The organism is Lactobacillus johnsonii, from assembly GCF_014058685.1.
Classification (GTDB): domain Bacteria; phylum Bacillota; class Bacilli; order Lactobacillales; family Lactobacillaceae; genus Lactobacillus.
In genome coordinates, this window is record NZ_CP059055.1 from 1,553,403 (window position 1) to 1,567,927 (window position 14,525).

The 14,525-nt window shown below is 36.1% G+C and carries 12 protein-coding genes and 1 tRNA gene; 1 reads left to right on the plus strand and 12 read right to left on the minus strand.

Features of this window, described 5'->3' with window-relative positions; all coding sequences use genetic code 11:
- Window positions 1–258: 258 nt before the first annotated feature.
- Together H0I41_RS07395 and H0I41_RS07400 are read right to left on the minus strand one after the other, a co-directional pair.
- Complete coding sequence (locus H0I41_RS07395; protein WP_135014335.1) at window positions 259–1,074, minus strand: Cof-type HAD-IIB family hydrolase; 816 nt, start codon at window positions 1,072–1,074, stop codon at window positions 259–261.
- A gap of 279 nt (window positions 1,075–1,353) precedes the next feature.
- A complete protein-coding gene (locus H0I41_RS07400; RefSeq protein ID WP_135014334.1) occupies window positions 1,354–2,688 on the minus strand; it encodes an RNA-guided endonuclease InsQ/TnpB family protein in 1,335 nt (444 codons plus the stop codon).
- 99 nt (window positions 2,689–2,787) lie between these two features.
- Here H0I41_RS07400 and tnpA point away from each other — a divergent pair, with 99 nt between their 5' ends.
- Window positions 2,788–3,252, plus strand: a complete 465-nt coding sequence (tnpA, locus tag H0I41_RS07405; RefSeq protein ID WP_087284950.1) for an IS200/IS605-like element ISLjo5 family transposase — start codon at window positions 2,788–2,790, stop codon at window positions 3,250–3,252.
- A 185-nt stretch (window positions 3,253–3,437) separates the two neighbouring features.
- Here tnpA and H0I41_RS07410 read toward each other — a convergent pair whose 3' ends face one another.
- The 10 genes from H0I41_RS07410 to H0I41_RS07455 form a co-directional block, all read right to left on the minus strand.
- Window positions 3,438–4,346 (minus strand): diacylglycerol kinase, encoded by a 909-nt coding sequence (locus H0I41_RS07410; protein ID WP_135014333.1) that lies wholly within the window; start codon window positions 4,344–4,346, stop codon window positions 3,438–3,440.
- Window positions 4,347–4,369: 23 nt separating this feature from the next.
- Window positions 4,370–5,800 carry an Asp-tRNA(Asn)/Glu-tRNA(Gln) amidotransferase subunit GatB gene (gatB, locus tag H0I41_RS07415; protein WP_004893490.1) on the minus strand — a complete coding sequence of 477 codons (1,431 nt, stop codon included), beginning with the start codon at window positions 5,798–5,800 and terminating at the stop codon, window positions 4,370–4,372.
- 3 nt (window positions 5,801–5,803) lie between these two features.
- The gene (gene gatA, locus H0I41_RS07420; protein WP_014567763.1) at window positions 5,804–7,243 is read right to left on the minus strand and encodes an Asp-tRNA(Asn)/Glu-tRNA(Gln) amidotransferase subunit GatA; all 1,440 of its coding nucleotides are present in this window, start codon (window positions 7,241–7,243) and stop codon (window positions 5,804–5,806) included.
- Entirely contained in the window at window positions 7,243–7,545 is a 303-nt protein-coding gene (gatC, locus tag H0I41_RS07425; RefSeq protein WP_004897863.1) for an Asp-tRNA(Asn)/Glu-tRNA(Gln) amidotransferase subunit GatC, read from the minus strand. The genes gatA and gatC overlap by 1 nt, the downstream gene beginning before the upstream one ends.
- 10 nt (window positions 7,546–7,555) lie before the next feature.
- A complete protein-coding gene (locus tag H0I41_RS07430; RefSeq protein WP_069168642.1) occupies window positions 7,556–8,695 on the minus strand; it encodes a CamS family sex pheromone protein in 1,140 nt (379 codons plus the stop codon).
- A 21-nt stretch (window positions 8,696–8,716) separates the two neighbouring features.
- Window positions 8,717–10,723 carry an NAD-dependent DNA ligase LigA gene (gene ligA / locus H0I41_RS07435; protein ID WP_053107726.1) on the minus strand — a complete coding sequence of 669 codons (2,007 nt, stop codon included), beginning with the start codon at window positions 10,721–10,723 and terminating at the stop codon, window positions 8,717–8,719.
- A gap of 38 nt (window positions 10,724–10,761) precedes the next feature.
- A complete protein-coding gene (gene pcrA, locus H0I41_RS07440; RefSeq protein WP_135014332.1) occupies window positions 10,762–13,008 on the minus strand; it encodes a DNA helicase PcrA in 2,247 nt (748 codons plus the stop codon).
- Window positions 13,009–13,105: 97 nt separating this feature from the next.
- The gene (locus tag H0I41_RS07445) at window positions 13,106–13,732 is read right to left on the minus strand and encodes a glycoside hydrolase family 73 protein (protein WP_135014331.1); all 627 of its coding nucleotides are present in this window, start codon (window positions 13,730–13,732) and stop codon (window positions 13,106–13,108) included.
- Between the two features lies 1 nt (window position 13,733).
- Window positions 13,734–14,351 (minus strand): ECF transporter S component, encoded by a 618-nt coding sequence (locus H0I41_RS07450; RefSeq protein ID WP_011162399.1) that lies wholly within the window; start codon window positions 14,349–14,351, stop codon window positions 13,734–13,736.
- Window positions 14,352–14,423: 72 nt separating this feature from the next.
- Window positions 14,424–14,512: transfer RNA gene (locus tag H0I41_RS07455), tRNA-Leu, on the minus strand.
- Window positions 14,513–14,525 lie beyond the last annotated feature (13 nt).

Sequence of the window (14,525 nt, forward strand, 5' to 3'; positions counted from 1 at the left end):
AATTCTATACGCAACATAGAAAATTAAAAAATATAATATATTTGTAAAAAACAATAACATAACTCAGCAAACGATTATTAAATATAAAAAGTTATTATAAAAAATTCTCTTTATAGTTCTTAAAATAACTATTACTGTATAGCAATGAAAAATTATCCATAAATATAATTTGCAAAATAGCAAAAAATACACGATCCTATAAGTATTTATAGAATCGTGTATTCTTTTAATTATTAATTTTATAGAGATATCCCAGATTTAAATCACAAATTTTTTAAGTGCTTTTGCAATCCCATTATGATTATTATCATCGGTTACAAAATCAGCTTTTTCCTTAATATCTTCAATTGCATTTCCCATAGCAATTTTCTTAAAACTAGGATTTTCAAACATAGAAACATCGTTTCCTTGATCACCAAAAACCATGACATCTTCAGGATTAATTTTTAACCGTTGAGCCAAATCCATCAAGGCATTTCCTTTTGAAGCTCCAATTCCATTTAGCTCAATACAGTTATCTAAACTACGAACTATATCGTAGGATTCAAAGGCCCAGTATGGAATAGAATTCCATAGTTTTTCAATTTGATCACTATCTTTTGCACAAGTAAATCCTACCTTGTTAAAGGTGAAATCTTGTGGGATTTCTTTACGTTCACGAACTCTAATTTCATTATCAGTTAAAGCGGCATTAATTTGCATTTGTACTGATAAGTCACGGTCTAAGGTCCAAAAACGTTCAGTCGTTTCGAAGTGTAAATTTACGTGAGCGAGTCTTTGCAGGCGAAGCATTACTTCAAAGTCGCGATAGTTCATCTCTTGACTCATCAGAACTTTTCCAGACAAGTCTTGTACAACTGCGCCATTAAAGACAACTGCATATTCTTCTGCTCCTTCAAGTCCTAATTGGGTTTCAAAAGGCATTACCCCAGAGAGAGGACGACCAGAAGCAAGAACCACCTTAATTCCCATCCCATGTGCTACCTGTAAAGTCCTCAGAGTTTCAGGTGAAATTGTATTTCCACTAGTTAATAAAGTTCCATCTAAATCTACCGCAATTAGTTTTACTGCCATAAATTACCCCTATCTTCCAAAAATCATATAGAAAATTACATTTATTAATAATCCCATTAGTGCATAAAAGGAAACTGGATTAGCTTTCATTTTTTCTTTCCTTAGTCAACTACCCCAGAATGAATTCTGGGGCTTGGTGGTTCGTTAGCTTGCGCTAACTATTCACCAATTTGCTTAGATACAGGCTTAACTTGTTTGAATTGCGAAAATCCAAACAGCGGTTTTCCCAATTACCAAAGCCCTTTGAGTCCGCAAGTTGCCAAACGGACTGCAGTCTATTTAGATTGCTTTTTTTATTTTAGGATTTTTCCAAATACCTTTACTTTTTTCTAAGATGTTTACAGAAGCATTCCAATCTCTTATGTGATAACTTCCGCATACTGGGCAAGTCCATTTCCGATCCTTAAGCGTAAGTTTCTTATAGCCGTTTTGTCCCATTATGTTTCCGCAATTATGACACCTTTGCGTAGTAAATTTTGGGTCAATCGTGACAAACTTTTTGCCATGAAGATCAGCTTTATATTCGAGCATGGTTAAGAAACTCCGCCATCCTGCATCAGAAATAGATTGGGCAAGAGCATGATTCTTTAACAGATTTTTACTTCTTAGTTCTTCGGCTACTACTAAATCGTGGTTTTTGATTAATGCAGTAGAAAGAACCTGCAAGAAGTCTTGTCTCTGTCTGCGAATCCTGTCGTGCAGTTTAGCTACGGCTAGGCGCTGTTTTTGATAGTTCTTGGATTCACACAAAGAGCGTCCTTCTTTTTTGGCTCTGCGTTCTCTACGTGAAAGTATTCTTTGAGCGTGGGCGAGCTTTTTCTTGGCTCTGCGATAAAACCTTGGATTAGCTACCATTGCACCGTTAGAATCCGTCAAGAAATTATCCAAATTAAGATCAATGCCGATCTGCTTTTGTGTTTTAGCATAGTCTTTGACAAAGGCAATATCACTTCCCAGCTGTAAAGAAAGATAAAACTGATCGTCTGCCGTTTTCTTAATTGAAGCAGTGCCGATTCGAGTAGGAATACGGTCAAGCAGGCGCTTTTTAATCAGCTTGCGCAATCCTACAATTCTCACTGTTCCTAGTTTAGGAAGCTTAACATGCTTGGCGTCAATAAATCTAACCGTGCCATTATCAAGATAGGCTTCGTTTTGCTTTATGTACTGACAGTTAGTCTGATATGACCAGTTGCTTCGTTTCTTGTGAAAGGTTGGTATTCCATAGCCAATTTTATGATAGTTTCTCCATGCTTTGTGATAATTTTGAATTGCATTGGCGATAGCCAAGCTATCAATGTCTTCAACACGCAAGAAATCATATTTATCTCTAATATTTTTAGGTTTGGAAATTAAGTCTTGCGTATCAATCATTCTTAATGCCTGTTGATTTTCATATTCAGACATTCCCGGCATTACAAAGGGCAAACCGCTGCTAAGCTGTTTGATCCTATTGGCCTTTTTAACGTGATAGATCAAACGGCCAGCGCCAACGTATTGGTTATAAACAAAACGCTGTGCGTCATAATTCTGCTTAATCATTTTCTTTTGATTATTGCTAGGATAGAATCTTACTTTTACGCCAAAGTGATATTCTAAACTGCTCATTCTTTTCATTTTTTCACCCCCCCTTGTTGATATGATTTGATTATAGACTATGTAGATATTATAATCAATAGTAAACACTTATAAACAAAGAGGTTAAAAGTATTTCCTATGATAAAAAAGAAAGACAAAATAAAAGACGCAGGCTATGAAAAGCACTACGTCTACAATACTCATTATCATTTGATTTGGTGTACCAAATACCGCAATCAGATTTTTACAAATACCAATTTAGCCGAAGAAATGCGAAAGCTTTTATTGCAGATTGCCAAGGATAATCAAATTAAGATAGAAAAAATGGAGATCATGCCCGAACATGTTCACTTATTGGTTAGCTTTAAGCCTTCTAAATCTGGTTCTAGTGTAATCAAGGCTCTAAAAGGCAGAAGTGGCAGGTTGTTTTTGCAGGCACATCCCGAAATTAGGCAAAACAAGATGTGGGGCGGACATCTATGGTCGCCAAGCTATTATTTTGGCAGTGTAGGCAATATGTCAAAAGAAGTGGTAGAGAAATACATCAACGATCAAGTCTATAACGCAATCAAAGATGGTAAGCCCTATCCATCCCCGCATTAAAATACGGGGATTTACGGGCGGATTTCATTAAATACACCAGACTAGCAATAAAGCCCACTAAGGGAAAAATAGTATAAAAGATAATTGCCCATTCAGCAACTCCATTAACATCTGTATTTAATTTATGAATGAATTTTTTCTCCAACAAAAATAGAGACTAATAAATTATTAGTCTCTATTTTATATTAACCAATATAAAATTCAATATGCTGTTTTAGATTTTCAAAATCAATTGGTAAATGACCACCAATCTCACCATCTAAATTCACAGGAATTGGATCCTTATCTTTACTCTCACCTAATAATTCTACTTTCAAATTTTTAGTCTTAGTATAGATAATCTGTGGATCATTAACATGATTACCATTTAAAGCCATGGCCATTAAACGTAAAACATCTACTGGATTTGCAGTTTTAACCACAATTAACTGAAATAGCCCATCTGATAATTGAGCATCTGGCATGATACGTTCAAACCCTCCAATTGAATTGGTCATCCCTAAAAGAAACATTGATAGGTCTCCCTCATAGACTCCTTCATCATAGGTTAAACGCATCTTATTGCTGCTGATTTTTGGTAGCATTTCTGCACCCTTAAGTAAATATGCACTATAACCAAGGACGGATTTTACTTCTGATGGCACACCATAAGTGAGCTCAGTTAATGAACCGCTAGCAGCAATGTTCATAAAGTATTGCTTACCCGCACGCCCAATATCCATCCTTTGTGTTTTACCTCTCAGAATTACTTTAGCTGCCTCAACTAAATCATCTCTAGGAATCTTTAATGCGCGAGCAAAATCATTGGTAGTTCCTGCCGGAATGACAGCGAGTTTTGGTCTTTTTTCTAATGGAGCTACTCCATTAACTACTTCGTTAATAGTACCGTCTCCACCAGCACCAACTAGTAAATCAAAACCTGCTAAGGCACATCTTTTTGCCTCATTTTGAGCAGACAAAGGGTCTGGCGTAGTTCTAAAAGCACTGGCTTCAAAACCAGCCTGTTCTAATACATTTAAAATATCTGCTACATTTTGAAGCATTTGCTCGTGACCTGAGACAGGATTATAAATCAATCTTGCTTTTTTCGTCATCGCCTATCGCCTCCCTAAAATGATTAACGACTTTGAAGTTCCTTGTTAAGCAATTGGTTAACAACTTTAGGGTTAGCTTTACCACGAGTTTGTTTCATGATTTGACCAACTAAGAATCCAATTGCACGATCTTTACCATTCTTAAAGTCTTCAACAGATTGTGGGTTATCATCAACAACTTTAGTAACCATTGGCCCAAGAACAGAAACGTCAGATAATTGAACCATACCCTTATCTTCAACGTATTTCTTAGGATCAGTACCATTTTCAATAGATTCCTTAAATACTTTCTTTGCAATCTTAGATGAAATAGTACCATCTTTGATCATCTTGATCATTTCGGCTAAGTGTTCTGGAGTCAACTTAATATCTGCAATGCCAACTTGGTTTTCATTCAAGTAACCATTAACTTGAGTGTTTAACCAGTTAGCAGCTAAGGTTGGATCTGCACCAGCAGCAACTGCAGCGTCGTAGAAGTCACTTGATTCCTTAGTTTGTAAAATAACGTCTGCGTCGTATTCCTTAATACCATATTCTTCAACGTAACGCTTACGACGTTCAAATGGTGATTCAGGTAAACTTTCTTCAATTTCGTCAATCCAGCTTTGCTTAATATGGTAAGGAGCAATATCTGGTTCTGGGAAGTAACGATAGTCTGCGTCACCTTCCTTAACACGTTCTAGGACAGTCTTACCAGTAGCTTCATCAAAACGACGAGTAGAAAGTTGAACTCTACCACCAGAAAGTAATACTTGTTGTTGACGTTTTTCTTCATAAGCAAGAGAACGACGTACGTGGTCAAATGAGTTCAAGTTCTTCATTTCAACCTTGGTACCAAGCTTTTCTTGACCTGCAGGACGAATAGAAATGTTGGTATCAACACGCATTGAACCTTCTTCCATCTTAACGTCAGAAGCACCAGTGAATTGAACAATTTGACGTAATTTAGTCAAATATGCATAAGCTTCTTCTGGATCTTCCATATCAGGTTCAGAAACAACTTCAAGAAGTGGAACTCCCTGACGGTTTAAGTCAACGTATGAATAACCGTTAGCACCGTGCGTATTCTTACCAGCATCTTCTTCAATGTGCATTTCATGAATACCAATGCGTTTCTTCTTACCACGAACTTCAATTTCGATATAACCATCACGAGCAAGTGGTTGGAAGAATTGAGTAATCTGATAAGCTTTAGGGTTATCTGGGTAGAAATAGTTCTTACGGTCAAAGTGAGTTACTGGTAAAACATGTGAATGAGTTGCTAAAGCAACCATAATACCAAGACGGTAAACGTCCTTGTTTAAACGAGGTAAGACACCAGGCATAGCCCAGTCGATAACATTAGTTTCAGTGTTTGCTTCAGCACCATAACTAACTGGTGATGGAGAAAAAATCTTACTCTTTGTTTTTAATTCGAAGTGGACTTCTAGACCAATAGTCGATTTAAAATTCATTAATTAATCCTCCATTCCTGTAGGTGTTTTTTCGTAGAATTTATTATTACGTTCAATGAAATCAGCAACTTTAAATACATTTCCTTCATCAAAACGCTTAGCCATAATTTGAAGACCAGCAGGCATACCATCAACTAAGCCTGCAGGCACGCTAGCTGCTGGAATACCAGCTAAGTTAGCTGAAATAGTTAAAAGATCATTATTGTACATCTTAATTGGATCAGAAATTTCTTCACCAATACCAAATGCTGGCTCAGTAGTAGTTGGTCCAACAATAACATCGTTTTCTTCAAAAATCTTTTCAAAGTCGCGGCAAATTAATGTTCTAACTTGTGCAGCCTTCTTGAAGAATTCATCATATGCACCAGCTGATAAAGCAAAAGAACCAAGCATAATACGACGCTTAACTTCGTCACCAAAGCCTTCACTTCTTGATTTTACATAAACATCTAATAAGTTCTTAGTGTCCTTTGCACGGTAGCCATAGCGGATACCATCATATCTTTGAAGGTTTGAAGAAGCTTCACTAGAAGCAACAATGTAATAAGTAGGAACAACATACTTAGTATGTGGCAATGAAACTTCGTTAATAATTGCACCGGCATTCTTCAAAACATCGATTTGTTTTTGGATAACTTCGCGCATTTCACCGTCAACAGCATCCATGTATTCCTTAGGAACAGCCACACGTAAGCCTTTAACATCTTGGCCTAAGAAGCTAGTGTAATCAGGTACTTCTTTTTCAGAAACAGTTGCATCATGTTCATCAGGACCAGCAATTACGTTTAATACTTCAGCTGAATCCTTAACACGCTTACTCATTACACCAATTTGATCCAATGAAGAACCAAAAGCGATAAGTCCCCAACGTGATACTCTACCGTAGGTTGGCTTAATACCAAAAATACCGTTAAAGGCAGCTGGTTGACGAATAGAACCACCAGTATCTGATCCAAGAGCTGCAACAACTTCACCGCTCGCAACTGCAGCTGCAGAACCACCGGATGAACCACCAGGAACTTTATCCAAGTTCCATGGATTATGTGTTTCACCATAGTAAGAGTGTTCAGTAGATGAACCCATTGCAAATTCATCCATGTTAGTCTTACCAACAAAAGTTGCTTGTGCCTTCTTTAATTTACTAATTACAGTAGCATCATAAACGGGCATATAGTTGTAAAGAATGTGACTAGCTGCTGTAGTTTTCATACCATTAGTAATAATATTATCCTTGATAGCAATAGGAATACCAGCTAATTTATTTTTATTAAAATCCAAATTTTCTGCTGGCTTTGCTTCTTCATCAACAGTAATCCAGGCATTAATCTTTTTGTCTGTTTCTTTAATATTTTTAACTGTTTCCTTAGCTAGGTCTTCAGCTGTTATTTCGCCATCTTGTAATTTTTTATTTAATGAGTCAATGTTTTCATTTAAGTAATTCATTATTCATTATCATCCTTATCAATAATTACTGGCACCTTAATGAAGCCATCAGCTTTTTCAGGAACATTCTTCATTAATTCTGCGCGACTTTCCCAATGTTCAGGCTTGTCTTCTCTAAAGTCAGTCTCTCGATCAACAACTTGAACAGTTTCAGGAACTCCTTCAGTATCAACTTCGGCTAATTGATGTGCCATATTGATAATGTCACCCATTTGTTCAGTAAACTTATCAATTTCGTCTTCACCAAACTCAAGTCGAGATAGTGCTGCAACGTGATTGATTTCATCTTTTGTAATTTTCACCGTTTGCCTCCTATTCACCGCCAAAGACGTGGACATAATAACTATCGTCTGCGGAATTCTTAGCGATTAATGCCTGCGTATCATTAACAGAATTAATCTTAATTTCTATTGGTGCATCCTTAGGTAAGTACTTCTTAGCAGCTGACAATACAAGTCTTGAAAAACTCTCAATCTGCGCATAACCAAAGAATTGGGTAGTTACAGTAATGTTCATTTGTGTCAAAGTTTTATTTTGATAATGAACAGTCGCTGTTACCCCACTAATATTAGGGAAGTAACCTTGAATAGCTGCTTTAAAATCACTAAATGAAGCTGCATCAGTAGAATTGATTGCTTTTTCGCTTCCAACAGTCGGTAGCACTTGACTACGATTATTGACTGTTTTCCAATCATTTATTTTACTACTATTTGCATCAGCAATTCCATATGCAAAGTAATTTCCACCTACAAGAGAATCTTTACTGGTTTTACTAAAAAGTCCAACCAAAATTGGGATATCTTTTAATCCCTTCTTTTTACGTAAATACGAAACCAACTTATTAGCGGCTTCTTTACCAAAAGTCTCCTGTTCTGTACGAGAAATATCTTTATGATATTGGGGACCATCTTTAACTTTTTGGTAGTAATCAACCGAGTTAAGAGCTAGCCCAACACTCATACCATCCATTTTGTAACTAGAATTAGATTTAGTCAAAAAATCTTGTTCTAAAATTTGATCTAAAATAATAGGATTATACGAATTCTTTTTATTACTTTTTTCCGCATTTAGACCTTCTGGATTACTTTTAGACTTTCTTCCTAGCCAATCAGTAGCATCAGCAACCGAAATTTTTTGTCCTTCTTGAAAAACATACTTACTACTTGAAAAAGTATTGTGAGATAAATCAATTAACCCAGATTCTAAAGCACGACTATCTACATTATTATCACTAGTATTTTCAGTTGTTCCTTCAATTGGACTAGTTACATACTCTCCATCTTTTAAAAGAACATTATACCCATTTTTACTAGTACTGGTAGTTTGATAACTTTTTTTCTTTGTTGTAGAAGTAGTAGGGTTATTGGCAAGATCAGAATTTTTTAAATTGCCACATGCACTTAAACTTAACCCAGTTGCTAGTAGTAGTGCTATTTGCAAAAATCTTTTCAATTTATTTTTCCTTCTTATTCTTTATTTTTCAATTTTTGCAATTGCTTCTTGTTCAGTTAACATTGGAACTTGAAGTTTTTCAGCCTTATCTTTTTTAGAGCCCGCATCTGCTCCGTAGATCAAATAATCTGTCTTCTTAGAAACTGACCCAGTGACTTTTGCACCAAGATCCTGAAGCTTCTTAGTAAATTCACTTCGAGTAAAGGCAGATAATTTTCCAGTTAGAACTACTGTCTTTTCCTTAAAGAAATTATCTGGTGCTTCTTCTTCAACTGTTCCTAAATATTCCATATTTAATCCACTGTCACGCAATTCTTGTAGTAGTTTCTGTGCGCTTGGTTGATTAAAATATGCTGTTAATGACTCCGCAATCGTCTCTCCTATTGTATCGATACTTGTTAATTCTGGCACTGTTAATTGACTAACCTTTTCCAAATTTTTATATTTTTCCAAAATTAATCTAGCCGCCTTAGCACCAACATGATCAATTCCTAAGCCGTACAGTAATAATTCAGCAGAGTTTTGCTTACTATTTTCAATAGAAGACAATAAATTAGTAATTGATTTTTCCTTAAAGTGATCGAGTTGTCCTAGTTGGTCCGGAGTTAAATGATATAAGTCAGCTACATCATTAATAAATCCCTTATCAATTAACTGTTTAACAATTCTAGGACCAAGTCCCATAATATTCATCGCTCCACGTGAAGCAAAATGAATAATTCCTTCTTCAATTTGAGCTGGACACATCGGATTAATACAACGAAGTGCTACTTCATCTTGCAAGTGAACTAAAGTTTCTCCACATGAAGGACAAACATTTGGAATCTCATACGGCTTACTATCTTTAGGTCTTTTGCTTAAAACAACACTAGAAATTTCTGGAATAATATCTCCAGCTTTATGCAATTTAACTGTATCGCCAATTCTTACGCCCTTTTCTCTTAGGTAGTCTGGATTATGTAAAGACGCACGAGAGACAATAGTTCCAGCAAGTTTAACTGGATCCATTACTGCAGTAGGTGTTACTACTCCAGTTCGGCCAACTGTCCATTCAATATTTCTAACTACAGTCTCTTGCTCTTCTGGTGGAAACTTATAGGCAATTTCCCAGCGAGGTACTTTTACAGTATTACCCAGTTCATTTTGTAAACTTAAGTCGTCAACTTTTAAAACAATACCATCAATTCCATAACTTAAATCATTACGTTTAGCGGTATATTCATCAATAAACTTAAATACTTCGTCCATTGATTCAAAACGTCGTCCAGACTGATTAGTATGAAATCCTAATCGATTCATTTCATCAATCGCTTGATGTTGACTTGTAATGTTTCTTGGTGGATTAACCCAAGTATAAATAAAAGTACTTAAATTTCTTTTTTTAGTAATTCGAGCATCTAATTGTCTTAAAGAACCAGCAGCAGCATTTCGAGGATTAGCAAAAACCTGCTCTCCTTTTTCATCACGTTCTGCATTTAAGGTTGCAAATGCTTCTTTCTCCATGTAGCATTCACCACGAACCTCAGTTGTTAAAGGTTCAGGTAATGTTTGAGGAATATCTTTAATAAATTTGGCATTAGCTGTTACATCTTCACCAACACGGCCATTTCCTCTTGTAGAAGCACGTGTTAATTTTCCATCAGTATATTCTAAGGATAAAGATAATCCATCAATTTTTAATTCCACATTATAAGCTACTGGGTGACCAACTAATTTCGTAATTCTTTCGTCAAATTCTTTAAGCTCATCTTTTGAGAAAACATCCCCCATTGAAAGCATCGGAACGGGGTGTTCAACTTTAGAAAGATCGCTTTTAATCTCTCCACCAACTCGTTGGGTAATTGAATCAGCAGTTACTAAGTCAGGAAATTTCTGCTCTAATTCTACTAATTCCTGATAGGTCTTATCATATACTGCATCTTCAACTACCGGAGCATCTTTTGCATAATAATCATCTGCCCATTTATCGAGCTTTTTTCTTAATTCATCGACTTTCTGAGAAGCCTCACTATGAGTTAAAACTGCCATTATATTAGCCCCTCTCTAAATCAAACTGTTCTATTTCATTATATCTTTTTAATTGGTGCAAAGGCAGCTAAAAGGCGTTTCACTCCTTGGCTAGCAAAGGCAATATCTAATTCCATATCTTCGCCAGTACCGTTAACTTTAACTACAACACCTTTTCCCCATGCCTTATGGGAAACTTGGTTACCGACATTCCAGGACTTTTTCTCAGCTCCAACTGCACCAGTTGCTTTCTTAGCCTCCTCAATTGTAATCTTTGGAGGGTAAACATGAGAATTAGCTTGTTCCTTTCTATTAATAGCAAAAGGAACAGACATGACAGAATTAGATGGCATTGGGTTAACAAATTCTAAATCCTTATCTTCAATCTCATCAATAAATCGTGATGGTTGATTACGTTGCGGACGGCCATACATCATTCTAGAAAAAGCATTGGTTATGTAGAGTTTTTTTTCAGCTCGTGTAATTCCTACATAGGCTAGTCGACGTTCTTCTTCAAGTTCACTTGGATCTTCTGCTGCTCTTGAAAGTGGGAAGAGTCCCTCTTCCATTCCAACCAAGAAGACCACTGGAAACTCTAGTCCCTTAGCAGCATGAAGAGTCATCAATGCAACTTGGTTATCTTGATTTTCTAAATCATCTTGATCACTTAATAATGAGATCTCTGAAAGAAAATCACCTAAAGCTGTTGAATCTTCATCTTCGGGCTCATAATTATCATCAAAACGCTTAGTAACAGTCAGAAATTCATTTAAGTTTTCTAATCTAGTATCTGCTTCAATTGTGTGTTCATTTTCTAAAGCTTCTTTATAGCCGAAATCCGCTAATATTTTTTCCGTTAACCCTGTTACACCATGCGTCTTACTATATTCGATTGCATCTTTTAAGGCCGTTCCAAAAGTAGCTAAGGTTCTAGCTGGGCGACCCGTAATTGGTGCTAAGCTCAAATTCTTAAAAGTCTCTTCTACTGTAAAGTCATTATCATTAGCAAAACCGTTAAACTTAGCCATCGTAGTTGGACCCAAACCACGTTTTGGTACATTAATAATTCGATTAAAACTCATTGAATCCGCAGGATTTGCGACAACTTTTAAATAAGCCAAAATATCTTTAATTTCTTTTCGATCGTAGAACTTATGTCCTCCAACAATCCGATACGGAATATTAGCTTTAACTAGCGCTTCTTCGACATTACGTGATTGAGCATTGGTCCGATAAAGAACAGCAAAATCCTTGTAGTCTCTTTGATGTTCTTTTATTTCTTCTTTAATCTTTGAAATGATAAACAGTGCTTCATCATTTCCACTTTGAGCACGGTAATAATCGATTTTATCGCCAGCACCTTTATCAGTCCAAAGTTTCTTAGGTTTACGTTTCAGATTATTTTTAATTACTGAGTTAGCTGCATCAAGAATATGGCCAGTAGAGCGGTAATTTTGCTCCAATTTAATAGTAGTAACTTCATCATCCTGATAGTCATGTTCAAAATTAAGAATATTTTCCATGTTAGCTCCGCGCCAACCATAGATAGACTGATCTGCATCCCCAACAACACAAATATTTTTATATTGAGCAGCTAGCGCAACACAAAGTTGATACTGTGCTTCATTTGTATCCTGGTACTCATCCACTAAAATATAGCGGAATTTATTTTGATAATAATGCAAAGTTTCTTGGTCCTTCTTAAATAAGACTAGAGTTTGCATAATTAAATCATCAAAATCCATAATTTGATCACGCTTTAAGCGATGTTGATATTCGCTATATACTTGCGCTGTTACTTTTTCAAACGGACTAGCTGCTTGATCCTTAAAGTCTTTTGGAGTAAGTAAGTCATTTTTTCCATTCGAAATAGCACCTAAAATTGCTTTTGGATCATACATTTTAGGATTAATATTAAGATCCTTTTCAATTCGTTTAATTAATGTCAATTGCTCTGCAGAATCGGCAATTGAAAAATTATTAGAGTAGCCAATTTTTTCTGCATCACGACGTAAAATACGGACACATAAAGCATGAAAAGTTGACATCCAGACACTGTCAGCTGCTGGCCCTAATAACTTTTGGACACGTTCTTTCATTTCAGTTGCAGCCTTATTAGTAAAAGTAATGGCTAAAACATTCCATGGAGCAACGCCCTTTTCTTCAATTAAATAGGCAATTCGACGTGTTAAAACTGATGTTTTTCCACTACCAGCTCCAGCAACTACTAAAAGTGGACCTTCAGTACACTGCACAGCTTTTTTCTGCTGAGGATTTAATCCTGCAAGAATTGTTTCTTCGCTCATTGCTTCTTCCTTTTCTGTTAACTCAAACGCTAAAATAGACTTGTCTATTATAACAAAAAACGACAATAGCATTTACTTAACTATTGTCGTTTTTAATTTAATCATATTGTGTTAAATTGAATTCTTTAATTATATCAATTAATTTTTTTGCATAACCTGGATCTGTCGCATATCCATCTGTTTCTAATGCTTGTGCTTGAGTGGCATAATCTTTGGCAGCTAAAACATGCTGATATTGGTTTCTATTCCAAGTAGTTCCATTCACAAATAGGCTTGTATGTGCCTCGATTGATTCTTCATAAGTATCGTAAACTCGAAAACGCCCCGTAACAGTTTCCCAATGATCATTAACAAACTCAGAGGTCGTTAACTCGCGACTTGTATTCGGATCCATTCCCTTAACGCCAAATAAATTATTGTATTTTCTAGAAAGCTCACTCTGACCAAAATTGCTTTCTAGACAGGCTTGCGCGATTGTAACACTTGGAAAGAGTCCATAAGGCTTGTCAGTCCTTTGGGCAATTGGAGCTACTACTTTAATAAACTTTTCTTTGCTTTGAAGAGATCGTTCTTTTTCTAATTGTGCCTGACGTAATCGCTCATTATTCACAGTGTGCTGACGCCAGTACAAAAAGCCTGATAAAATTATTACCAAAGTAAAACAAATCGCAAATGCTCTTGCAATTATATACTGAATATTTTTTTGACGGCGTCTACGCGACATTTTAACTCATCTTCCTTTTCATCACTTGCTTCAAAGGCATCGCAATTGCCGGCGTAAGAACAGCAGTAAAGATTGCTTCTACAATACCATTAATGCCTAAAACGCTAATTAAAATAGCAATTAAAGGAGCTGAATTTTGAGTTTGACCTAATGAATGAAGTAAAACAGAGGGATCCTTCATGTACCAAAGACTAGTAATACCAACCACAAGTAGCGTATTAGTCAAAGAAGTACATAATCCCGTGATTGTATAAACAACAGTCTTTTGAAATTTTGAATCATCCTTTGCCGCTTGTCCAATCATTCCTGCGATAAAACCCGCAGCTGTCCGAGGAACTAAAGCAATAAGAATGTTTCGGAATAAAAGCATGCTGACAATGTCACCTGGTTGCGTATATGCAACAAACATACTCAATAAGCCCCAAAATAAACCAATTGATGCTCCAAAACCTGGTCCCATTAAACATCCGGCCAATGCAACTGTTAAAGGAATAGTTGTAATAGAGGGTAATCCTGGCAAAATCCGGATGTAGCCAATATAAGGGACAAAGGTCTGAACTAAAATAATTGCAACAAAAATAGCACTGATGGCAATTCTAAAAGTCTTCTTACTAATCATAGTCTTTCCTACTTTATTAATTTATAACTTTAACAAAAAAGGAAGCCGCAATTTGCGACTTCCTTTTCTTAGTGGTGCGGGCGAGAAGACTCGAACTTCCACGATCTAAAAGCGATCACAAGATCCTTAGTCTTGCGCGTCTACCATTCCGCCACGCCCGCGGTACTTAAATAA

What these genes read in the sequence shown, in the direction of transcription:
- tnpA (WP_087284950.1), top strand. Translation starts at nt 2,788, where the DNA reads ATGATAAAAAAGAAAGACAAAATAAAAGACGCAGGCTATGAAAAGCAC.
- H0I41_RS07410 (WP_135014333.1), bottom strand. Translation starts at nt 4,346, where the DNA reads ATGACGAAAAAAGCAAGATTGATTTATAATCCTGTCTCAGGTCACGAG.
- gatB (WP_004893490.1), bottom strand. Translation starts at nt 5,800, where the DNA reads ATGAATTTTAAATCGACTATTGGTCTAGAAGTCCACTTCGAATTAAAA.
- ligA (WP_053107726.1), bottom strand. Translation starts at nt 10,723, where the DNA reads ATGGCAGTTTTAACTCATAGTGAGGCTTCTCAGAAAGTCGATGAATTA.
- H0I41_RS07395 (WP_135014335.1), bottom strand. Translation starts at nt 1,074, where the DNA reads ATGGCAGTAAAACTAATTGCGGTAGATTTAGATGGAACTTTATTAACT.
- gatA (WP_014567763.1), bottom strand. Translation starts at nt 7,243, where the DNA reads ATGAATTACTTAAATGAAAACATTGACTCATTAAATAAAAAATTACAA.
- H0I41_RS07400 (WP_135014334.1), bottom strand. Translation starts at nt 2,688, where the DNA reads ATGAAAAGAATGAGCAGTTTAGAATATCACTTTGGCGTAAAAGTAAGA.
- H0I41_RS07445 (WP_135014331.1), bottom strand. Translation starts at nt 13,732, where the DNA reads ATGTCGCGTAGACGCCGTCAAAAAAATATTCAGTATATAATTGCAAGA.
- pcrA (WP_135014332.1), bottom strand. Translation starts at nt 13,008, where the DNA reads ATGAGCGAAGAAACAATTCTTGCAGGATTAAATCCTCAGCAGAAAAAA.
- H0I41_RS07450 (WP_011162399.1), bottom strand. Translation starts at nt 14,351, where the DNA reads ATGATTAGTAAGAAGACTTTTAGAATTGCCATCAGTGCTATTTTTGTT.